The sequence below is a fragment of the Mesorhizobium sp. USDA 4775 genome (genome assembly GCF_054062655.1).
The window spans coordinates 2,343,205-2,363,496 of sequence record NZ_JBSSFM010000001.1; the positions used below are offsets into that span (position 1 = coordinate 2,343,205).

Consider the following 20,292-nt stretch of genomic DNA (forward strand, 5'->3'; position numbering starts at 1 on the left):
ACCCTTGCCGCTCTCGGTAGCTTCGGCTAGGACACGCGCACTCGAAAATAAGTCATCCTTTACTTAGCAAAAAGACCCATCTCATGGCCGACAAATCGGAAAAGACGAAAGCGCGGCTGCCGCGCGGTTTTGCCGACCGCAGCGCTGAGGACATCCGCGCCGTCGAGAAGATGATGGCGACGATCCGCTCGGTCTATGAGCTCTATGGTTTCGAACCGGCCGACCAGCCGCTGATCGAATACACCGATGCGCTCGGAAAATTCCTGCCCGACCAGGACCGGCCGAACGAGGGCGTGTTCTCCTTCCAGGACGATGACGAGCAGTGGCTGTCGCTGCGCTACGATCTGACCGCGCCGACGGCGCGTTTCGTAGCCGAGAACTACGAGCGCCTGCCCAAGCCCTATCGCAGCTACCGCTCGGGCTGGGTGTTCCGCAACGAGAAGCCAGGCCCCGGCCGCTTCCGCCAGTTCATGCAATTCGACGCCGACACGATCGGCACGCCGGGCGTCGCCGCCGACGCCGAAATGGCGATGATGATGGCCGACGTCATGGAAGCGCTCGGCATCAAGCGAGGCGACTACGTCATCCGCGTCAACAACCGCAAGGTGCTTGACGGCGTGCTGGAGGCGATCGGCCTTGGCGGCGACGAGAATGCCGGACGCCGGCTGACCGTGCTGCGCGCCATCGACAAGCTGGACAAGCTCGGGCCGGAAGGCGTGAAGCTTCTGCTTGGCCCGGGGCGCTGGGATGGCGGCAAGGAAGGCGAAGGCGATTTCGCCAAGGGCGCGGGCTTGGACAACGGGCAAGCCGAGGCGGTTCTTCAAGCAACCGCGAGAAATGCGCAGGCCGGCCAGGATTCCGTGGTCAATTCCAACGCGACCTATCAGGAAGGCGTCGGCGAACTCGCGACGATCGAAGCCCTGGTCAGGGCGGCAGGATACGGCGAAGACCGCATCGCCATGGACCGCTCGGTGGTGCGCGGCCTGGAATATTACACCGGCCCGGTCTTCGAAGCCGAACTCCTGGCCGAAATCCCCAATGAGGACGGCCAGATCGTGCGCTTCGGCTCGGTCGGCGGCGGCGGGCGCTATGATGGCCTGGTCTCGCGCTTCCGCGGCGAGCCGGTGCCGGCGACCGGCTTTTCCATCGGCGTCTCCAGATTGATGACGGCGCTAAAGAACCTCGGCAAGCTCGACAGCGCCGATGTGATCGCGCCGGTCGTGGTCCTGGTCATGGACAAGGACACCGAAAGCCTCGGCCGCTACCAGAAGATGGTCAGCGAGTTGCGGGCCGCCGGCATTCGTTCCGAAATGTATCTCGGCGGCGCCGGCATGAAGGCGCAGCTGAAATATGCCGACAGGCGCGGTTGCCCGGTCGCTGTCATCCAGGGCGGCGACGAGCGCGCCAAGGGCGAACTGCAGATCAAGGACCTGATCGAAGGCGCGCGCATGTCCGCCGAAATCACCGACAACGCCGAATGGCGCGCCGCGCGCCCGGCGCAGGTGACGGTTGCGGAAAGTGAGTTGGTCGCAGAGGTGAAGAAGATCCTGGCGGCGCAGGCCGAGGAACGGGCGAAATGATGAGCGCCGCGCTGTTCTTCCCTTCCCCCCTTGTGGGAGAAGGTGGATCGGCGCGCAGCGCCGAGACGGTTGAGGGGTGCTCCAGGGAATGCCAGCGTCTCACTTCGCTGGAACACCCCTCATCCGTCGCCTTCGGCGACACCTTCTCCCACAAGGGGAGAAGGGAAGGGCGCGCCACATGACCTCCCGCTTCCCCGCCATCGCGGCCGACATCACCAGCCTCTTCGCCACGCGCAACACGCACGCGGTCGAGGTCGCCATCCTGCAGCCGGCGGACCCGTTCCTCGACATGGCCGGCGAGGATCTGCGCCGCCGCATCTTCCTCACCGAAAGCGAGACCGGGCAGACATTGTGCCTGCGGCCGGAATTCACCATTCCGGTCTGCCTCGACCATATAAGCTCGCAGGCCGGCACGCCGCGCCGCTATTCCTATCTCGGCGAAGTGTTTCGCCAGCGCCGCGAAGGCGGCAACGAGTTCTTCCAGGCCGGCATCGAGGACCTTGGCGACCGCGACACCGCTGAGGCCGACGCCCGCTCCGTGGCCGACGCGCATGCGCTGCTGTCGCTGGTGCTGCCCGGCCGGTCGCTGGCGGTCACGCTGGGCGACCAGGGCATCTTCGAAGCGGTGCTGGCCGCACTCGGCCTGCCGCGCGGCTGGCGCATGCGGCTGGCCCGAGCCTTCGGCTCGGCGCCGATGCTGCAGGCGGCACTTGCCGACCTCGCCAACCCGCCGCGCAACGGCCAGCTCTCCGGCGAGGTCGCCGCCCTTGTCCTCGACGGGGATCTCGAAAGTCTTTCCACGCACATTGCCGGCGGCATGGAGGAGGCAGGCCTGTCGGCATCGGCCGGACGCGCGCCCACAGACATTGCGCGGCGATTGATCGAGAAGGCCGAATTGCGCAGTGTGCGGCTGTCGAACGAAGCCTTCGCGGCATTTAAGAATTTTCTGGCGATCGACGTGCCGCTCGATGGTGCGGCTGAGGCGCTGGAAACCTTTGCTGCCGGTGCCGGGCTGTCGCTGGGTGCCGCGCTGGAGAAATTCGCTGCCCGTGCCAAGGCGATCGAGGCGCATGGCTTGCCGGCGGAAAAAATCCGCTACGATGCCGCCTTCGGCCGTCCGCTCGACTATTACACCGGTGTGGTCTTCGAAATCGCGGCGCAAGGCGGCGAGCGTCCCCTGGCCGGTGGCGGCCGCTACGATCGGTTGCTGACGCTGCTTGGCGCCAAGACGGCGATCCCCGGCGTCGGCTTTTCCGTCTGGGTCGACCGCATCGAGGCGTTGCGGGAGACGGCACCATGATCACGCTGGCGATCCCATCGAAAGGCCGGCTCAAGGAACAGGCGCTGGAAGTGCTGGCCAAGGCCGGCCTCGCCATCAGCCTGCCCGGCGACGAGCGCAAATATCATGCCCGTGTCGAGGGCCTGGACAATGTCGAGATCGCTTTCCTGTCGGCTTCCGAGATTGCAGGCGAAATCGGCCAGGGTGCGGTCGATCTCGGCATCACCGGCGAGGATCTGGTGCGCGAAAATCTCGCCGACTGGGAAGCCCGCGCCGAGATCGTCGCCCGTCTCGGCTTCGGCCATGCCGATGTCGTGGTGGCGGTGCCCGAAATCTGGCTCGATGTCGACACCATGGCCGATCTCGACGACGTCGCCGCCGATTTCCGCCAGCGCCACGGCCGGCGGCTGCGCATCGCCACCAAATATTGGCGGCTGACGCAGCAGTTCTTTTCGCAAAAACACGGCATCCAGGTCTATCGCATCGTCGAGAGCCTGGGTGCCACCGAAGGCGCGCCGGCGGCTGGGTTGGCCGACGTCATCGTCGACATCACCACCACCGGCTCGACGCTGCGCGCCAACCATCTCAAGGTGCTGGGCGACGGCGTGGTCTTGAAGTCGCAGGCCTGTCTGGTGGCATCGCGCAAATCGCGTTCGGCGGCTGACGAGGCGGTCTTGCGCGACATCGCTACGAAGATGGCGGTGGCGGTCGGATAGCCATCCCGTCCGTCCGAGGGACCAGAACTCCACGACCATCGACAGGATTTCCACTGCCCCGCCGGGCTGATAGACTCGGCGCGGCCTGGGGAGGAAACAGCGATGCCGGTCAATCTCGACGAGCTGAAGAACGCCACCAATCTGCGCGGCCGCGCTGCGCGCGCCGGCAGCGTCTTTATCGCACCCATCGATGGCAGGGCGCATGTCTCGGGCGAGCGCAAGGTGCCGCTGCTCGACAAGACCATTCCGGCGCTTTTCTCCGACACCGCAAGCAAATACGCCACGCAAGATGCCGCCGTCTTCGTCGGCCAGGACAAGCGCTTCACCTGGAGCGAACTGTCCGACACGGTGGATGCGCTCGCCGCCGGCTTCCTGGCGCTGGGTCTCGAGAAAGGCGACCGCGTCGGCATCTGGTCGCCCAACCGCTGGGAATGGCTGGTGACGCAGTTCGCCACCGCCCGCATCGGCCTGATCCTGGTCAACATCAACCCGGCCTACCGGCTGACCGAGCTGGAATATGCGCTGAACAAGGTCGGCTGCAAGGCTTTGGTCACGGCCGCCAGTTTCAAGACCTCGGACTATCTCGGCATGATCGAGACGCTGGCGCCGGAGATCGCCAAGGCCACGCCAGGCAAGCTGAAGGCGCAAAAACTGCCGGCCCTGAAGATCGTCATCCGCATGGGCGAGGACAATTCGCCGGGCATGTTCAATTTTGCCGACGTGCTGGCCATGGCCGGCCGCGACGAGCATGATAGTCTTGACCGCATTTCCGAGGGGCTGAAGCCGAATGATGCCATCAACATCCAGTTCACCTCGGGCACGACGGGCGCGCCCAAGGGCGCGACGCTGACCCACCACAACATCGTCAACAACGGCAATTTCGTGACCTCGGCGATCAAGCTCACCGTCGACGACCGGCTCTGCATCCCGGTGCCGCTCTATCACTGCTTCGGCATGTCGATGGGCACGATGGGCTGCGTCACCAAGGGTGCGACCATGGTGTTTCCGGGTGAGGGTTTCGATCCGTGCGCCACACTGAAGGCCGTGGCGCAGGAGCGCTGCACCGGCCTCTATGGCGTGCCGACCATGTTCGTCGGCATGCTCGACCATGCGGATTTCGCGACCTTCGACCTCTCCAGCCTGCGCACCGGCATCATGGCCGGCTCGCCATGCCCGATCGAGGTGATGAAGAAGGTGGTGTCGCTGATGCATATGTCCGAGGTGACCATCGCCTACGGCATGACCGAGACCAGCCCGGTCTCCTTCCAGAGCGGCGTCGACGACCCTCTGGAAAAGCGCGTCTCCACCGTCGGGCGCATCCACCCTCATGTCGAGGTCAAGGCCATCGACGCCGACGGCTCCACCGTCGCGGTCGGCGCGCCGGGCGAGCTCTGCACACGCGGCTATTCCGTGATGAAGGGCTATTGGGACGACGCCGAAAAGACCCGCGAGGCGATCGACGCCGATGGCTGGATGCACACCGGCGACCTCGCCACCATCGACGCCGAGGGCTATTGCAACATCGTCGGCCGGGTCAAGGACATGGTGATCCGCGGCGGCGAGAACGTCTATCCCAGAGAGGTCGAGGAATTCCTCTACCGCCATCCCAAGGTCAGGGAGGTGCAGGTGTTCGGTATTCCCGACCAGAAATATGGCGAGGAGCTGTGCGCCTGGATCGTGCTCAAGCCCGGCCAGATCGCCACCGAGCAGGAGATCAAAACCTTTTGTGCGGGCCAGATCGCACACTACAAGATCCCGCGCCACATCCGCTTCCGCACCGAATTGCCGATGACGGTGACCGGCAAGCCGCAGAAGTTCCTGATGCGTCAGGCGATGGTCGAGGAATTGGGGCTGGTGGCGCAGAAGACGGCGTGAACGGGTGAACGCTTCGATCTGTCGGTGCGCGAATGCAGCCAAGGTTCGCAGAAGCGCACAGGGGCTTGGATGAGCGGTTTCGGACGATCGGCGATTTCCTACGCGATGCCCCTCGCTGCGCTAGCGATGGCTGTCGCGGTCAGAGCCAGCGGGCTGTCCGTGGACGAGGGTTTGCTGAACGCCAGGATCCTTGTCGGTGCGCTGTCGAGTGCGATCATGTTCGTCACCATTTTCGTGGTGCTCGACCACGCCGAGGCGGTAGCTCGGCGGGTAGGGGAGCCGTACGGCACGCTGGTGCTGACGTTTGCCGTCACGGCAATTGAAGTGTCGATCATCGTTTCCATGATGCTGCATGGAGAGAACAACCCGACGCTGGCACGGGAGTCCGTCTTCTCGACGGTGATGATCGCATCCACCGGCGTCGTCGGCATGTGTCTCGCGTTTGGCGGCTGGCGTCATCGCAAGCAGGCCATCGTGCGGCAGGGGACCAGTGCCTATCTGGCGGTTCTGATCGCGCTGACCGTCATGACGCTTATTCTGCCGACCTACACCCAGACCACGGATCCCGGCACGTTTTCCGCAGCCCAACTTGGTTTCGTCAGCGTCCTTTCAGTGCTGCTCTATGCAAGCTTCGTGTTCGCGCAGACGGTCCGGCACCGGGAAGACTTTATCCAAGGACAACCACACGACGTTTCGGTGCGCGCTGCCCCTCACGAGAACATCTCTTCCAGCGCTCTGCTGCTGATGGCCGGGCTGATCGGAATTGTCATGCTCGCCGAGCAGGTCGCGGCAAGCGTCGAAGATACGCTCGTTGCCTACCAGGTGACCCAGGCTGACAGCATTGTCGGAGCAATGATCGCGGGGCTGGTGTTGATGCCGGAGGCCATTTCGGCGGTGCGCGCTTCACTCAACAACGAGCTGCAGCGCGGCTTGAATGTCGCGATGGGCTCGGCTTGCGCCACGATCGGCCTGACCATACCGGCAGTCGCAGCCGCCAGCCTGCTGACGGGGAGAGGACTGACCCTGGGGCTGCCGGCTGCTGATGCGGTCCTTTTGGTCCTGGCGCTTTTCATATGCAATGTAAGTTTCAGCACGGAAAGAACGACGTTCTTGACCGGAATGGTCCATCTTGTCGTATTTTTTACCTATATATTTCTGATATTTATACCATGAGAGCTTTGGTGCAAGTGAGCGATCAGGCTCCGACATCCTTCGCTGCCTCAGACCGAGGATTTGAGGTGATCGATGAAGGCGCGCAGCTTCGGCAGGATCTGGCGCTTGCCGGGATGATAGAGGAAGACGCCCGGCGTCGTCGCCGCGATGGTGTCCAGCACAGGCTCGAGTTTTCCCTGTTCTATCGGACCTTCGGCGACCGGTCGCGGGATCTGCGCCAGCCCAATCCCTCGCATCGCGGCGCCGAGCAATGTCGGATAGTCGTGGGCGATCAGCGGACCTGAGACCATCGCCTCGATCGCTTCGTTGCCGTCGACGAATGTCCACGGCGCGATGGCGCCGTTGGAACGGCGCAGGCGCAGGCAGGCATGCCGGCGCAAATCGTCGATACGCTCAGGGCGGCCCTGGCGATCGAGATAGTCGGGACTGCCGACGACGACGAACCGGAAGGACGGGGTCAGCCGCACCGCCACCATGTCGGTGGCAATGAACTGGCCGAGGCGGATGCCGGCATCGAACCCGCCTGTCGCCAGATCGACCATCTCGTCGCTCGCGGCGATCTCCAATTCGACTTCGGGATAGGCCTGGCAGAACGACGCGATCACCGGCTCAAGGATCAACGGCACGACGGCGCGCGGCACCGACAGGCGCAGCAGGCCGGTCGGTCGTTGGCCGACATCACGCGCGGCCTCGCCTGCGGCGACGATCTCCTCGAAGCCAGGGCCGGCACGGTCGAGGAAGCGCTGACCGGCCTCGGTCAGACCGACACTGCGCGTCGTGCGGACAAACAGCGCCGCACCAAGCCGCGCTTCGAGCACGCGCACCGCCTGGCTCACAGCCGATGGCGTCACCCCGAGATCGGCGGCGGCGCGGCGGAAGTTGCGGTGTCTGGCGACAGCCAGGAACACCTCGACGCCCTCCAGCGCCCCGTGCCGGATTGTGTAGTTCTGCTTCATGGGTTGTTGTAATTACAGCGGATAGTCGAACGATGGAAGCGGGTTTAGGTAAGAGCTTGAGACAGGAGCATCTTGCCATGACCGATGAACTTGATGGAGTGCGCGACCACTATCGCGCGACCGGCCTGACTGAACGGTTGAGGGCGGTATTGGCTGCTCTTGGCCCTGAGGATCAGCTTCTCACGCCGCAGCAACTGGGCACCCTCGACCAGTTTCACACCCGTGGGCTTGCCGCCACCGCCGAGCTTGCTCAATTGGCTGACATCATCGCTGGCATGTCGGTTCTGGACGTCGGCTCGGGCGTCGGCGGGCCGGCGCGCTTCCTGGCTGCGACTTATGACTGCCGGGTTACCGGCGTGGACCTCAGCGAGCCATTCGTGGATGCCGCGCGCTACCTGACCGAGCGCACGGGGCAGGGCGAGCGGCTGTCTTTCCAGACCGCCAACGCCCTGGAGCTTCCGTTCGATGACGGCTGTTTCGACATCGTGCTGCTGCAGCATGTAGCAATGAACATCTTCGACCGGGGGCGGCTCTATCGTGAGATTCGGCGCGTGCTGAAATCAGGCGGCAGGTTTGCCACCTTCGATGTCGTGTTAGGCGGCGGGCAGCCGGACTATCCGCTTCCCTGGGCGCGAACACCGGCGACGAGCTTCCTCATGACAATCGATGCGACGCGTGAGGCGATCGAGCCGGCCGGCTTCCGTATGCTGGCATGGCAAGACGACACCGAGACCGCCAAGGCCTGGTTCGCGCAACTACGGGCGTCGGGTCCGCCGCCTTCGCCAAATCTCGGCGGGGTGATGGGGCCGGACTTCGCCGAGCTTGCAGCCAATCTGGGACGAAACCTCATGGAAGGCCGGCTCGGCATCCTGACCGCGGTGTTCGAGGCCGCGTCGACCAACAGCTGACGGGAGACCACAATGTCGACGGAAGTCCTTTTTCAGATCCAGCTCGTTCTCGGCTATGTTGTATGGCTGCTGTGCTTCGGTGTGTACATCTGGCCCTGGCTGAGCTCGATGGACGGGGTCGCAGCGCAACGCGCCATTGCCACCCTGCACAGTTTCCGTTTCTTCGGGCTCGTCTTCATCCTTCCGGGCGTCGTCAGCCCCGACCTGCCCGCAAGCTTCGCTACCTTCGCCGCCGACGGCGACTTCGCAACCGGGGTGCTGGCCATGCTGGCACTGTCTGCCGTGAGGGTACGCCCGCTTTTCTGGTTATTCGTCGTTGCCTTCAATGTCGTCGGGACCATCGACCTCATCGTCGATTATTACCAAGCGATCCAGGCCGGTCTTCCCGCCCATGCGGGATTGTTGGGTGCGACCTATGCGATCCCGGTCATCTACGTGCCGCTGCTGATGATCACGCACGTCGCCGCGTTCTATTTTCTGCTACGTCCCCAGCAGAACGCGACTCGCGCCATGGCAGGTGATGCGGCTGCTTCCTAGATGATTGGCAGGTCGCTGGACGCACCGCAGCCCGCTATCGCTGGCACGCCCTTTAACGCCGTCCGCTCTGAATCTCCGACGGCCGTGGCGCCGAGCCCGGTTCCTGCACGAGCGGTCCAAGCAGCACCTCTCCGAACAGCGGCTGGTAGCTCCTGCGCACCGCCGGATCCTCCTTGAAGGACAGCGCATACTGGCCGATCTGGTGGAAATAGGTGATGCGCGCCCGGACCAGGCTTTCGTCCTCCGGATAGCCCATGGCGCGGAAGGAGCGGATCAACAGCGCGATGCGCAGATCGTCCATGTCCTTGACCTCCTGCGCCAGCTTCTTCGACGTTCGCGACCAGTCGCGCACGGCCAGATCAAGCAGCGGGCTGAAAGGCGCCTCATCGACCCAGACATGCACGATGTCGGTGAAGAATTGCAGGCCGTCTATGTCGTGCACGTCGCGCATGGCCCAGAACGGCGCGCAATTGGTGTTTCGCCATTCCTGCAGCAGGCCGTCGCGAAGGTCGGCCAGGCTGGCGAAGTGGAAGTAGAAACTGCCGCGTGTCACCTTGAACTGGTGCGCCAGGCGGTCGATCTTGACCTCACCGATGCCGCGCTTCTCCAGCACCTTGCGCGCAGCCGTGATCCAGGCCTCGCGGCTGAGCGTCTGCCGCGCCGGCTTCGCAGGCGGGGCGGCCTTCGGTCTTTTGGCCCGGGCCGGGGCAGGGTCCGCTTTCATCTGATCAAGACCTTCATCGCCATATGCGACGCCTGCAACCCGTTCGCCGGCTTCGATGCGCTTCGCGACTCATCAAGTGTCCATCTATCGCGGAAGGCGCAGCTCAGGGCAATGCGCTGATCCGCTCCAGCATGAGTTCGAAGAATGGCGCCGGATCGATGCGCCGCAGGACGTTGCAGTTCTTCCGCCGGCCGGTCACATGCCACCAGTCGACCACGGTCATGCCGATCGTCTCCGGCGAGACGATGTCGACCGTCACCGCGCATTGGCGCTGCTCATAGATTTGCGGCGCCAGCAGATAGCCGGTGACGCAGGCATCATGGATGGGGCGCGCCGGCGTTTCGAATTTGTGCGTGCCGTATTGGCGGTAGAAGTCGGCCAGATTGGCGGCCTCGATCGCCGCCCGGCTGCCGGTTGCCCGCAGTCGGTCGAGCCATTCCGGCGTCATCAGCGCGGTGTAGGTGCAGTCTATGCCTGCCATGGTCACAGGCACGCCGCTGTCGAATACCTTATGCGCGGCATGCGGATCGACGAAGATGTTGAATTCCGCCGCAGGCGTGGCGTTGCCGCCCTGGAAGAAGCCGCCGCCCATCAGCACGACTTCGCGCAGCCGGGGCACGATCCTCGGCTCCATGGTCATGGCCATTGCGAGATTGGTCATCGGCCCGAGCGTGCAGACGGTCAACTCGCCCTCCGGCGCGTCCATGATGGTGCGCACGAGATAATTAACCGCGTGTTCGCTCTGCAGTGGCGTCACCGGTTCGGGAAGATCGGCGCCGTCGAGGCCGGTTTCGCCGTGAACATATTCGGCGGTGATCAGCTTGCGCACCATCGGCGCCGGGCATCCGGCATGCACCGGCACATCAGGCCGCCCGGCAAGCTCCACCACCTTCAGTGCGTTCTTCGACGTCAGGGCAAGCGGCACGTTGCCGCCGACCGTGGTGATGCCGACCACGTCGAGCTCGGCCGGCGACCCCAGCGCGAAGAGGATGGCGAAGGCGTCGTCCTGACCCGGATCGGTGTCGATGATGATCTTGCGTGGTGCCATGTTTCAGCACTCTTCCTTTCGCGATCGAAAGCCTATTGATGAGGCCGTTCGGATGTGTAGAAATACAGTACTGTATCTTATGTTCAAGACAGGGTGTTCGAAAATGGATGCACAAGAGCGCGGCGATTTTTCCGAAATTCCGATCCTCGACGTTTCGGCGCTCTATGGCGACGATGAGGGCGCCATCCGGGCAACGGCGGCGACGCTGCGCCGCTATCTCGAGACGATCGGCTTCCTCTATGTAACCGGGCACCCCATTCCGCGCTCCGATGTCGAAGCCGTGCGCGAAGCCAGCAAGCGCTTCTTTGCCTTGCCCGAGGAGGAAAAGGCGAAGCTGAAGATCGATAGGAATTTCCGCGGCTATCTGCCCTTTGCCGGTTCGACCATCGTCACCTCGTCGGTGGCAACCGTCAGCAAGCCCAACCAGAGCGAATCGATCTTCTTCATGCACGAGGTCGGCGCCGACGATCCAAGGACCCTGGCCGAAAAGCCGCTGCAAGGCCCCAACCAATGGCCCGACGAAACAGCGCTTGCCGGTTTCAGGGAGACGATAGAGCGCTATGTCGAGGAGATGGGAACGCTCGCGCGCAAGATGGTCCGCGCCATCGCGCTCTCGCTCGGACTGCCCTCCGACAGTCTCGACCGCCATTTCGAGCAGCCGACCACCTTCCTGCGGCTGCTGCACTATCCGACCCAGCCCCAGGAAGAAGGCCTCTTCGGCTCGGCGCCGCACACCGACTATGGCTTCATCACCTTGCTGGCGCAGGACAATGTCGGCGGCCTTGAGGTGAAGAACAAGGCCGGCGACTGGGTTCCGGCACCTCCCGTCCCGGATTCCTTCGTGATGAATGTCGGCGACATACTGGCGCGCTGGTCGAACGACCAGTTCGTCTCGACGCCGCACCGGGTCATCAACCGGTCGGGACGCGAGCGCTATTCGCAGCCCTTCTTCTTCGATCCATCCATGGACGAGACGATCGAGGCGCTGTCGGTCTGCGTGCCGGCCGGCACGCAGCCGAAATACGGGCCGGTGCTCTACGGCGACTATCTGATGGAGCGCATCGACAAGAACTACCACTATCGCAAGAAGAAGGCGGCGGAAGCCGCCGGCGCATAACGGCAAACAAGCAAGAGAAAGGGGAACAGCAATGAATGCATATCTGCGAATGACCGGCCTTGCGCTGGCGATATCCACCGTGGCCTGGGGCGGGGTTTCCCGGGCCGCCGAGGTTGCGAAATCCACCGAGGTCAAGCAGAGCGGAACGCTCGCCGTCGCCAACACGCTGGACTATGCTCCGTTCGAATATCTCGATGCCGACGGCAAGCAGACCGGCATCATCATCGAGCTGGCCGGCGAGGTGGCCAAGCTCGTCGACGCCAAGCTCGACGTGCAGCGCACGCCCTTTCCCTCGATGATCCCAGGCCTTGCGGCCGGCCGTTTCAAGATCGCCTGGGAGACGTTCTCGGCGACGCCGGAGCGGCTGAAGCAGGTCGATTTCGTCATGTTCCTCAAGGCCGGCCTCGCCGTCTCGACATCGCCCGACAAGAAGGCGAGCTTCAGCGGCGACACCCCGCTTTGCGGCAAGCGCATCGGCGTTTCGGCCGGCAGCGCCTCGGACTTCCTGGTCGACAAGCTGAGCAAGGAATGCACGGACAAGGGCCAGGCGGCCATCGAGAAGTCGGTCTTCAACTCCTCGACCGATATCGTCCAGGCCGTGCTGTCGGATCGCGTCGACGCTCGCATGGACGATGCGACCGCTTCGAGCTATTTCGAGGTGACGAGCAAGGGCCAGCTGGTGGTGCTGCCGACGCTTTACGACGTCGCGCCGCTCGGCATGGCGATTGCCAAGGACGACAAGGAGACCGCCGACATGATGGTGGCAGCACTAGCCGAACTGTTCAAGAACGGCACCTACAAGGCTATCCTCGACAGATACGGCATGGGCGCCTACGCGATCAAGGAACCCTATTTCGTCGGCACCATGGACGCGCTTCGCGCCGAATAGGAATTACCCGGCGCCTGATCCTGGTCAGGCGCCGGCCAGCAACCAGGAGACCATTGATGGGCGTGGCCCACCCGACCGAGATCGGCGTCGAGCCCGGCGTTGCCGCCGCCGTGTCACGACTGACCGTCGTGCCGCAGCGCCGCTATGGCATCTGGGTCGGCACGGCGTTCGCCTTGCTGCTGGCCTTCCTGATTATCCGCGCTTTCGCCAGCAACCCGGCCTTCGCCTGGGGCACGGCCGCCGGCTACCTGTTCCATCCCTCGATCATGCGCGGCCTTGGCAACACGCTGGTGCTCACCGTCATCATCATGGCGCTGGCGATAGTGGTCGGCACCGTCATCGCCATCATGCGGGTGTCGCCAAGTCCGGTGCTGCGCGCCTTCGCGGGCGTCTATGTCTGGTTCTTCCGGGGTGTCCCGGCGCTGATCCAGCTGATCTTCTGGTTCAACCTGTCGCTGCTGGTGCGAGAAATCTCGCTCACTCTGCCTTTCCTGGGCACGCTGTTTTCCGTGCGCACCAATGATTTCATGACCCCGTTCTTCTCCGCCGTCGTGGCGCTTTCGCTGTGCGAGGCCGGCTATATGGCCGAGATCATCCGCGCCGGCATCAAGTCGGTGCCGACGGGCCAGGCGGAAGCCGCGAGCGCGCTCGGCATGCCCTACAGGATGATCCTGAAGCGCATCACCCTGCCGCAAGCCATGCGCTTCGTGCTGCCGCCGACCGGCAACGAGGCGATCAATCTCCTGAAGATGACCTCGCTGGTGACCTTCATTGCGGTCGACGATCTGTTCTACACTGCGCAAAGCATCTATGCCCGCACCTTCGAGACGATCCCGCTCTTGATCGTGGTCGCCTTCTGGTACCCTCGCCGTGGTCAGCATCCTGTCGGTGGGGCAGCATTTCCTGGAGCGCCATTTCGGCCGCAGCGACACGCGCCGTGAACCTCTGACGATGCGCGCCTTGCGCAATCTGGTCAGCCTGCGCGGCATTGCCCGATGAGCGATGTGAAGTCCGATAATCGCGCTCGCTTCGGCGTGCCTGCCGATTCCATGGTGTTCGCGCGGGGCGTGCGCAAAACCTATGGCTCGCTCGAGGTCCTCAAGGGTGTCGACTTCGACGTGCCCGAGGGCTCGGTGGCCTGCATCATCGGCCCGTCGGGATCTGGCAAGAGCACGTTCCTGCGCTGCATCAACCATCTGGAAAAACTCAGCGGCGGCATCCTGTTGGTGGACAGCCAGTTCGTCGGCTACGACCTCCAGGGCGACAGGCTCTACGAGGTCAAGGACGATCTCCTGTGCCAGCGCCGGGCCGAGATCGGCATGCTGTTCCAGTCGTTCAATCTGTTCTCGCATATGACGGTGATGGAGAACCTGATCGAGGCGCCGACGCAGGTGCGGCGCATCGCGGTCGACCAGGCCAAGGCCGAGGCGGAAGTCCTGCTAAGGCGCGTCGGCCTTGCCGACAAGGTCGACCGCTATCCGCGCGAACTGTCCGGCGGCCAGCAGCAGCGTGTGGCGATTGCGCGCGCCATGGCGATGAAGCCGAAGGTGCTGCTGTTCGACGAGCCGACATCGGCACTCGACCCGGAACTGGTCGGCGAGGTGCTGCAGGTGATGCGCGATCTGGCCGAGAGCGGCATGACGATGGTCGTCGTCACCCACGAGATCGGCTTTGCCCGCGAGATCGGCGATCAGCTCGTCTTCATGGATGGTGGTGTGATCGTCGAACGTGGCGCGCCGCGCGAGATGATCGCCAACCCGCAATCGCCGCGCACCCGCGAGTTTCTGTCCCGCGTTCTGTGACGTCCGGTTGATCGTTTCTCACGCGGCCAACACCGCCGCGCCGAGGCTGCGGATGATCTTGGCGAGTTCGACGCATTCGCCATGTCTTGCATTGTTGCGCCGCCAGGCGAGGCAGATCATGCGCTGCGGCATCGGTTCCTGGAACGGCACGATCTTGAGGTCGGGGATGGTGCCGGCGGGGCCGGTCGCCATTTCGGGAATCAGCGTGACGCCGAGCCCGTGCGCCACCATTTGCAACAGCGTGGTCAGGCTGGTGGCGCCGTAGCTGGCCATCGCCACCGGCCGCACATTGCCGCAGACCGCGAGCGCCTGTTCGCGCAGGCAATGGCCCTCTTCCAGCAGCATGAGCCTTTCCAGCGCCGGGCTTTCGGGCGGAACCGGCGGTGAGGCGAAGGCCGGGTCGCCAGCCGGGACGGCAAGGAAGAACCGGTCCGAAAACAGCGCCTCGGTGATCAGGCCCGGATGATCGAGTGGAAGCGCTGCGATAAAGGCGTCGAGCTTGCGCGATGCGATGTCATCGACCAGCGTGGCGGTGACCGCCTCGCGCAATTCGAGCAGCAGGGCCGGAAAATGCTTTTTCAGTTCGGGCAAAGCGCGCGGCAGGAGATAGGGCGCGACCGTCGGGATGATGCCCAGCCGGAAGCGTCCCTCCATGGCGGTGCGGCCGCGCCTTGCCGTCGTTTCGACATCGCGTATGTCGGCCAGGATGCGTTCGATGCGCGGCAAAAGCGCGATCGCTTCGTCGGTCATGCGCACCGACTTGCCGCCGCGTTCGAACAGCCGGCAGTTCAGCCTCTGCTCCATCTCCGCGATCTGCGAGGACAGCGCCGGCTGGCTGACACCGGCGAGTTTTGCCGCGCGTCCGAAATGCAGCGTCTGCGCCAGCGCGTCGAAATAATGCATCTGGCGAACTGTCAATCCGATCATAAGAAAATCCTATCGAAATGAACAGGAAAGGCAATTTGTTTTTATCGCCAATGCGGCCTAGTCTGGAATCATTCCAAGATGGTGCGGCCGACCAGCCCGCACCCAAAATCCTGGCAAAGATCAAAACTCGGCAAAAATCGGAGACTCAAGATGGACGCGAACACCGATGAAAAAAGCGCGGGCAAATGCCCAGTTGCGCACGGAGCCGTTGGCAGGACCAACCGCGACTGGTGGCCGAACCAGCTGAACGTCCAGATCCTGCATCAGCAGTCATCCCTGTCTGATCCGATGGGCGAGGCGTTCGATTATGCCGAGGAATTCAAAAGCCTCGACCTTGATGCTGTCATCAAGGACCTGCATGCGCTGATGACGGATTCGCAGGAATGGTGGCCGGCCGACTTTGGCCATTACGGCCCGCTGTTCATCCGCATGGCCTGGCACAGCGCAGGCACCTACCGCATCGCCGACGGTCGCGGCGGCGCCGGGGCTGGCCAGCAGCGTTTCGCGCCGCTCAACAGCTGGCCGGACAACGTCAACCTCGACAAGGCCCGCCGGCTCTTGTGGCCGATCAAGCAGAAATATGGCCGCAAGATCTCCTGGGCCGACCTTCTGATCCTCACCGGCAACGTCGCGCTGGAATCGATGGGCTTCAAGACCTTTGGCTTTGCCGGCGGCCGCGCCGACGTCTGGGAGCCCGAGCAGGACGTTTACTGGGGTCCCGAAGGCAAATGGCTGGCCGACGAGCGCTACAGCGGCGACCGTGACCTGCAGAACCCGCTCGGCGCCGTGCAGATGGGGCTGATCTACGTCAACCCGGAAGGGCCGAACGGCAATCCGGATCCGCTGGCCGCGGCGCGCGATATCAGGGATACATTCGCGCGCATGGCGATGAACGACGAGGAAACCGTAGCCCTCATCGCCGGTGGCCATACGTTCGGCAAGACCCATGGTGCGGGCGATGCGAGCCTGGTGGGTGTCGAGCCGGAAGGCGCCGATATCGAGCAGCAAGGCCTTGGCTGGGCGAGCAAATTCGGCACCGGCAAGGGCGGTGACGCCATCGGCAGCGGTCTGGAAGTCATCTGGACGACGACGCCGACCAAATGGAGCAACAACTTCTTCGACAATCTGTTCGGCTTCGACTGGGAGCTGACCAAAAGCCCGGCGGGCGCGCATCAGTGGACGCCGAAGGGCGGTGCCGGCGCCGGCACGGTGCCGGACGCACACAATTCGGCCAAGCGCCACGCACCCTCCATGCTGACCACCGACCTCGCGCTGCGTTTCGATCCCTCCTACGCAACGATCTCGAAGCGCTTCCACGAGAATCCGGATCAGTTCGCCGACGCCTTCGCCCGCGCCTGGTACAAGCTGACCCACCGCGACATGGGCCCGGTCGCCCGTTATCTCGGCCCGTTGGTTCCGAAGGAAGAGCTGCCCTGGCAGGACGTCATCCCGGTGGTCGATCATGTGCTGATCGACGAGCAGGATGCCGAAGCGCTCAAGGCCAAGATACTGGCTTCGGGCCTGTCGGTGTCGCAGCTGGTCTCGACGGCGTGGGCGTCGGCCTCGACCTTCCGTGGTTCGGACAAGCGCGGCGGCGCCAATGGCGCGCGCATCCGCCTCAGCCCGCAGAAGGACTGGGCCGTCAACCAGCCGGCCGAGCTCGCCAAGGTGCTCGACAAGCTCCAGACGATCGCCAAGGACTTCAACGCCGCACAGACCGGCAGCAAGAAAGTCTCGCTTGCCGACCTGATCGTTCTCGGCGGCAACGCCGCGATCGAGAAGGCCGCGAAGGCCGCCGGCCACAGCGTCGACGTTCCCTTCTGGCCGGGCCGCATGGACGCCTCGCAGGAGCAGACCGACATCCACTCCTTCGCGCCGCTGGAGCCGACTGTTGACGGCTTCCGCAACTATGTCAGCGGCAAGCAGCGGCTCACCGTCGAGGAAGCGCTGGTCGACCGGGCGCAGCTGCTGACGCTGACGGCTCCGGAAATGACGGTCCTCGTCGGCGGCCTGCGTGTTCTCGGCGCCAATGCCGGGCAGTCGAAGCATGGCGCGTTCACCAAACAGCCGGAAACGCTGAGCAACGACTTCTTCGTCAACCTGCTCGACATGGGCACCGAGTGGAAGGCGACATCGGACGCCAAGGACGTGTTCGAAGGCCGCGACCGCAAGACCGGTGAAGTCAAGTGGACCGGCACCCGTGCCGACCTGATCTTCGGTTCGCACTCGCAACTGCGCGCGCTGGCCGAAGTCTATGCGACGGCGGACGCCAAGGCGAAGTTCGCGAAGGACTTCGTCGTGGCCTGGACCAAGGTGATGAACGCCGACCGTTTCGACATCGCCGGCTGATCCAGACAAGGCTCTATCCAACAAAAAAGGCGCGGGCCGTGGCCCGCGCCTTTTGCATTCAGGCTCTCGAGATCAATCCTTCTCGAAGATGCGTGCCTTGGCGACGACACCAGCGATGGCGCCGCCGATCAGCGGGGCGACGATGAACAGCCAGAGCTGGCTGAGCGCTGCACCGCCGGTGAACAGCGCCGGGCCGATGGAGCGGGCCGGATTGACCGAGGTGCCGGTGACCGGGATCATGGCGAAGTGAATGCCCGCCAGCGTCAGGCCGATGACCAGACCGGCAAATGCCGTCGAGTGCTTTTCAGCGGTAACGCCGAGGATCACCGTGACGAAGGTGAAGGTGCCGATCAGCTCCCACAGGAACGCCGAGCTCATGCCCCATTTGGCCACATCCCAGCCATTGGCGCCAAAGTTGGTGATGGGTTCGCTGGCCTTGCCCGAGACGATGATCCACAGTGCCAGCGAAGCCAGAATGGCGCCGATGATCTGCGCGATCCAGTAGGGGATGACGTCCTTGGCCGGCAGCCGGCCGGCGAGGAAGACGCCGAGCGTCACCGCCGGATTGAGATGCGCGCCCGAAATCGGGCCGATCGCATAGGCCGCGGCGATGAGGCCGATGCCGAATGCCAGACCGATGCCTTCCTGACCGAGCGGTAGCGCGCCGCCGAAGCCGCCCGTCACCACCGACGCCGTGCCGATGAACACCAACAGAAATGTGCCTAGAACTTCCGCCAGATAAGTTTTCATTGCCCTCTCCTCGTAGCGATCCGCCGGTTCGCGTTTTCCGCGCCGCGAATCATAGCGTGAAGAGTATTCCCAACGGAAAAACTTGGAAAGCAGAGCGGTTGCGCCACAGGCCGTGCTTGCAGTCGCCAGTTGCGAACATTAGAGACCTTGCATCTATTGGTCGATCTGCTGTTGCCGGCCCGCGATATTTATCGATCAGAAGATTTCAGGCGACCTCTTCGTCGCGTGACGCAGCGGGGTTCAATCCGGACGCGAAAGGCTCTAAGAGCAGGCGATAAATCTTGATTTGATGGAATGATCAATGCGACTGGGCGGACGGCTGGCTGCGGCCATTGAAGTGCTGGAGGACATCGGCCGGCGGCACCGGCCGGTGGCCGATGCGCTGAAGGATTGGGGCCTGTCACACCGCTTCGCCGGTGGTGGTGATCGCGCGGCGATCGGCAACATCGTCTACGACGCGCTGCGCCACAAACGTTCCGCCGGCTGGCTGCTCGGCGAGGACACGCCGCGCGCCGTCGGCTTCGGCGCATTGCTGCTCGAATGGGGCCAGACAGCGCAGTCGCTCAACGACGCACTCGATGGTGACAAGTTCGCGCCGCCGCTGCTCAGCGCCACCGAGCTGCAGACGATTGCCGGTCGCCGGCTTGCCGACGCGCCGCCCGCGGTGCGTGCCGACATACCAGATTGGTGTGAACCGCTTTTCGAACGGGCTTTTGGCGAGGCATGGGTCGGGGAGGGCGCGGCGCTGGCGACCCGCCCGCCGCTCGACATAAGGGTCAACACGTTGCAGGCCGATCGCGCCAGGGTGCTCAAGGAACTGGCCGATACAGGGGCGCAGGCCACGCGGATCGCGCCGCTCGGCATCCGCATTCCGCCCATCGACGGCGACGGCAGGCACCCGAACGTGCAGGTCGAGCCCGCCTTCCAGAAAGGCTGGTTCGAGGTCCAGGACGAGGGCTCGCAAATAGCGGCAACACTTGCCGGCGCCGAGGCCGGCATGCAGGTGCTCGACTTCTGTGCCGGCGCCGGCGGCAAGACATTGGCGCTGTCAGCTGCGATGGACAATCGCGGCCAGATCTTTGCCCATGATGCCGAAAAGGCGCGCCTTGCGCCAATCTTCGATCGCATCCGCCGCTCGGAAAACCGCAACGTGCAGGTCGTCACCAAGCCGGCCGAACTCGCTCCGCTCTCCAATCACATGGACATCGTGCTGGTCGACGCGCCTTGCACCGGCAGCGGCACCTGGCGGCGCCGTCCCGATGCCAAATGGCGGCTGACGCAAAGGCAGCTCGATGCCCGCAAGGGCGAGCAGTCGGCGATCCTCGATGCCGCACGAGCCTATGTCAAACCCGGCGGCCTGCTGGTCTACATCACCTGCTCGGTATTCTCCGAGGAGAATGGCGAGCAGATCGCCGCGTTCCGCGAGCGCAACAGCCGTTTTGTTCCGGTGGACCACCGCGCGTTGTGGGATCGCTATTTTCCGGGCCACGAGGCCGCAACGCGGATCGGCGCTGGCGGGGATATATCGCTGTCCCCGGCGCTGAGCGGCACGGACGGGTTTTACTTCTGCGCCATGCGCAACGTGAGTTGAACGCTGCCGTTGACAGGTAGCGATCGTGCCCCAGTTGCAGTTGCGCGGCGCCGTGCCGCCACTGGGGTGGG

17 protein-coding genes and 1 pseudogene are annotated in these 20,292 nt (G+C 64.1%); 13 read left to right on the forward strand and 5 right to left on the reverse strand.

The genetic code is table 11. The features are described from left to right. Positions 1 to 83 precede the first annotated feature (83 nt). The 5 genes from hisS (at position 84) to ACVILI_RS11265 (ending at position 6,623) form a co-directional block, all read left to right on the forward strand. Positions 84 to 1,580 carry a histidine--tRNA ligase gene (hisS, locus tag ACVILI_RS11245; RefSeq protein WP_064986455.1) on the forward strand — a complete coding sequence of 499 codons (1,497 nt, stop codon included), beginning with the start codon at positions 84 to 86 and terminating at the stop codon, positions 1,578 to 1,580. 178 nt (positions 1,581 to 1,758) lie between these two features. Next, positions 1,759 to 2,880: an ATP phosphoribosyltransferase regulatory subunit gene (locus ACVILI_RS11250; protein ID WP_038644909.1), complete on the forward strand. Its 1,122-nt coding sequence runs from the start codon at positions 1,759 to 1,761 to the stop codon at positions 2,878 to 2,880. Continuing rightward, positions 2,877 to 3,575, forward strand: coding sequence for an ATP phosphoribosyltransferase (gene hisG / locus ACVILI_RS11255; protein WP_038644911.1), 699 nt, complete (start codon positions 2,877 to 2,879; stop codon positions 3,573 to 3,575). Before ACVILI_RS11250 ends, hisG begins: the two co-directional genes overlap by 4 nt. 102 nt (positions 3,576 to 3,677) lie before the next feature. Then, positions 3,678 to 5,450, forward strand: coding sequence for an AMP-binding protein (locus tag ACVILI_RS11260; RefSeq protein ID WP_038644913.1), 1,773 nt, complete (start codon positions 3,678 to 3,680; stop codon positions 5,448 to 5,450). A gap of 69 nt (positions 5,451 to 5,519) precedes the next feature. After that, positions 5,520 to 6,623 carry a calcium:proton antiporter gene (locus ACVILI_RS11265; protein ID WP_202360554.1) on the forward strand — a complete coding sequence of 368 codons (1,104 nt, stop codon included), beginning with the start codon at positions 5,520 to 5,522 and terminating at the stop codon, positions 6,621 to 6,623. A 47-nt stretch (positions 6,624 to 6,670) separates the two neighbouring features. Here ACVILI_RS11265 and ACVILI_RS11270 read toward each other — a convergent pair whose 3' ends face one another. Then, complete coding sequence (locus ACVILI_RS11270; protein WP_038644917.1) at positions 6,671 to 7,579, reverse strand: LysR family transcriptional regulator; 909 nt, start codon at positions 7,577 to 7,579, stop codon at positions 6,671 to 6,673. 77 nt (positions 7,580 to 7,656) lie between these two features. Here ACVILI_RS11270 and ACVILI_RS11275 point away from each other — a divergent pair, with 77 nt between their 5' ends. Together ACVILI_RS11275 and ACVILI_RS11280 are read left to right on the forward strand one after the other, a co-directional pair. Further along, complete coding sequence (locus ACVILI_RS11275) at positions 7,657 to 8,487, forward strand: class I SAM-dependent methyltransferase (protein WP_038644919.1); 831 nt, start codon at positions 7,657 to 7,659, stop codon at positions 8,485 to 8,487. 12 nt (positions 8,488 to 8,499) lie between these two features. Further along, positions 8,500 to 9,024 carry a hypothetical protein gene (locus ACVILI_RS11280; protein WP_038644921.1) on the forward strand — a complete coding sequence of 175 codons (525 nt, stop codon included), beginning with the start codon at positions 8,500 to 8,502 and terminating at the stop codon, positions 9,022 to 9,024. A gap of 52 nt (positions 9,025 to 9,076) precedes the next feature. Here ACVILI_RS11280 and ACVILI_RS11285 read toward each other — a convergent pair whose 3' ends face one another. Both ACVILI_RS11285 and ACVILI_RS11290 read right to left on the reverse strand, forming a co-directional pair. Then, entirely contained in the window at positions 9,077 to 9,748 is a 672-nt protein-coding gene (locus ACVILI_RS11285; protein ID WP_019860008.1) for a TetR/AcrR family transcriptional regulator, read from the reverse strand. 103 nt (positions 9,749 to 9,851) lie between these two features. Beyond that, positions 9,852 to 10,796 (reverse strand): nucleoside hydrolase, encoded by a 945-nt coding sequence (locus tag ACVILI_RS11290; RefSeq protein WP_038644923.1) that lies wholly within the window; start codon positions 10,794 to 10,796, stop codon positions 9,852 to 9,854. A gap of 103 nt (positions 10,797 to 10,899) precedes the next feature. Between ACVILI_RS11290 and ACVILI_RS11295 the strand changes: the two genes are divergently transcribed. The 4 genes and pseudogenes from ACVILI_RS11295 (at position 10,900) to ACVILI_RS11310 (ending at position 14,604) form a co-directional block, all read left to right on the forward strand. Next, positions 10,900 to 11,913 carry an isopenicillin N synthase family dioxygenase gene (locus tag ACVILI_RS11295; RefSeq protein WP_038644925.1) on the forward strand — a complete coding sequence of 338 codons (1,014 nt, stop codon included), beginning with the start codon at positions 10,900 to 10,902 and terminating at the stop codon, positions 11,911 to 11,913. Between the two features lie 31 nt (positions 11,914 to 11,944). Then, positions 11,945 to 12,802 (forward strand): ABC transporter substrate-binding protein, encoded by an 858-nt coding sequence (locus ACVILI_RS11300; protein ID WP_038644927.1) that lies wholly within the window; start codon positions 11,945 to 11,947, stop codon positions 12,800 to 12,802. A gap of 56 nt (positions 12,803 to 12,858) precedes the next feature. Further along, a pseudogene (locus ACVILI_RS11305) lies at positions 12,859 to 13,801 on the forward strand (amino acid ABC transporter permease). A gap of 50 nt (positions 13,802 to 13,851) precedes the next feature. Continuing rightward, positions 13,852 to 14,604, forward strand: a complete 753-nt coding sequence (locus ACVILI_RS11310; RefSeq protein WP_202380031.1) for an amino acid ABC transporter ATP-binding protein — start codon at positions 13,852 to 13,854, stop codon at positions 14,602 to 14,604. 18 nt (positions 14,605 to 14,622) lie between these two features. Here the strand turns inward: ACVILI_RS11310 and ACVILI_RS11315 are convergent, their stop codons facing one another. Continuing rightward, positions 14,623 to 15,531, reverse strand: coding sequence for a hydrogen peroxide-inducible genes activator (locus tag ACVILI_RS11315; RefSeq protein ID WP_019860002.1), 909 nt, complete (start codon positions 15,529 to 15,531; stop codon positions 14,623 to 14,625). Positions 15,532 to 15,681: 150 nt separating this feature from the next. Between ACVILI_RS11315 and katG the strand changes: the two genes are divergently transcribed. Beyond that, on the forward strand, positions 15,682 to 17,880 hold the full coding sequence (gene katG, locus ACVILI_RS11320; RefSeq protein ID WP_038644931.1) for a catalase/peroxidase HPI: 2,199 nt from the start codon (positions 15,682 to 15,684) through the stop codon (positions 17,878 to 17,880). 72 nt (positions 17,881 to 17,952) lie between these two features. On the opposite strand, the gene ACVILI_RS11325 is transcribed toward katG, so the two are convergent. Further along, the gene (locus ACVILI_RS11325; protein WP_019860000.1) at positions 17,953 to 18,630 is read right to left on the reverse strand and encodes an MIP family channel protein; all 678 of its coding nucleotides are present in this window, start codon (positions 18,628 to 18,630) and stop codon (positions 17,953 to 17,955) included. Between the two features lie 301 nt (positions 18,631 to 18,931). Here ACVILI_RS11325 and ACVILI_RS11330 point away from each other — a divergent pair, with 301 nt between their 5' ends. Further along, positions 18,932 to 20,221: an RsmB/NOP family class I SAM-dependent RNA methyltransferase gene (locus ACVILI_RS11330; protein ID WP_019859999.1), complete on the forward strand. Its 1,290-nt coding sequence runs from the start codon at positions 18,932 to 18,934 to the stop codon at positions 20,219 to 20,221. Positions 20,222 to 20,292 lie beyond the last annotated feature (71 nt).

Coding starts and splice junctions, on each gene's coding strand:
- ACVILI_RS11260 (WP_038644913.1), top strand. CDS start 3,678: ATGCCGGTCAATCTCGACGAGCTGAAGAACGCCACCAATCTGCGCGGC.
- ACVILI_RS11325 (WP_019860000.1), bottom strand. CDS start 18,630: ATGAAAACTTATCTGGCGGAAGTTCTAGGCACATTTCTGTTGGTGTTC.
- ACVILI_RS11300 (WP_038644927.1), top strand. CDS start 11,945: ATGAATGCATATCTGCGAATGACCGGCCTTGCGCTGGCGATATCCACC.
- hisG (WP_038644911.1), top strand. CDS start 2,877: ATGATCACGCTGGCGATCCCATCGAAAGGCCGGCTCAAGGAACAGGCG.
- ACVILI_RS11330 (WP_019859999.1), top strand. CDS start 18,932: ATGCGACTGGGCGGACGGCTGGCTGCGGCCATTGAAGTGCTGGAGGAC.
- ACVILI_RS11250 (WP_038644909.1), top strand. CDS start 1,759: ATGACCTCCCGCTTCCCCGCCATCGCGGCCGACATCACCAGCCTCTTC.
- ACVILI_RS11315 (WP_019860002.1), bottom strand. CDS start 15,531: ATGATCGGATTGACAGTTCGCCAGATGCATTATTTCGACGCGCTGGCG.
- ACVILI_RS11275 (WP_038644919.1), top strand. CDS start 7,657: ATGACCGATGAACTTGATGGAGTGCGCGACCACTATCGCGCGACCGGC.
- ACVILI_RS11285 (WP_019860008.1), bottom strand. CDS start 9,748: ATGAAAGCGGACCCTGCCCCGGCCCGGGCCAAAAGACCGAAGGCCGCC.
- ACVILI_RS11295 (WP_038644925.1), top strand. CDS start 10,900: ATGGATGCACAAGAGCGCGGCGATTTTTCCGAAATTCCGATCCTCGAC.
- ACVILI_RS11290 (WP_038644923.1), bottom strand. CDS start 10,796: ATGGCACCACGCAAGATCATCATCGACACCGATCCGGGTCAGGACGAC.
- katG (WP_038644931.1), top strand. CDS start 15,682: ATGGACGCGAACACCGATGAAAAAAGCGCGGGCAAATGCCCAGTTGCG.
- ACVILI_RS11265 (WP_202360554.1), top strand. CDS start 5,520: ATGAGCGGTTTCGGACGATCGGCGATTTCCTACGCGATGCCCCTCGCT.
- hisS (WP_064986455.1), top strand. CDS start 84: ATGGCCGACAAATCGGAAAAGACGAAAGCGCGGCTGCCGCGCGGTTTT.
- ACVILI_RS11310 (WP_202380031.1), top strand. CDS start 13,852: ATGGTGTTCGCGCGGGGCGTGCGCAAAACCTATGGCTCGCTCGAGGTC.
- ACVILI_RS11280 (WP_038644921.1), top strand. CDS start 8,500: ATGTCGACGGAAGTCCTTTTTCAGATCCAGCTCGTTCTCGGCTATGTT.
- ACVILI_RS11270 (WP_038644917.1), bottom strand. CDS start 7,579: ATGAAGCAGAACTACACAATCCGGCACGGGGCGCTGGAGGGCGTCGAG.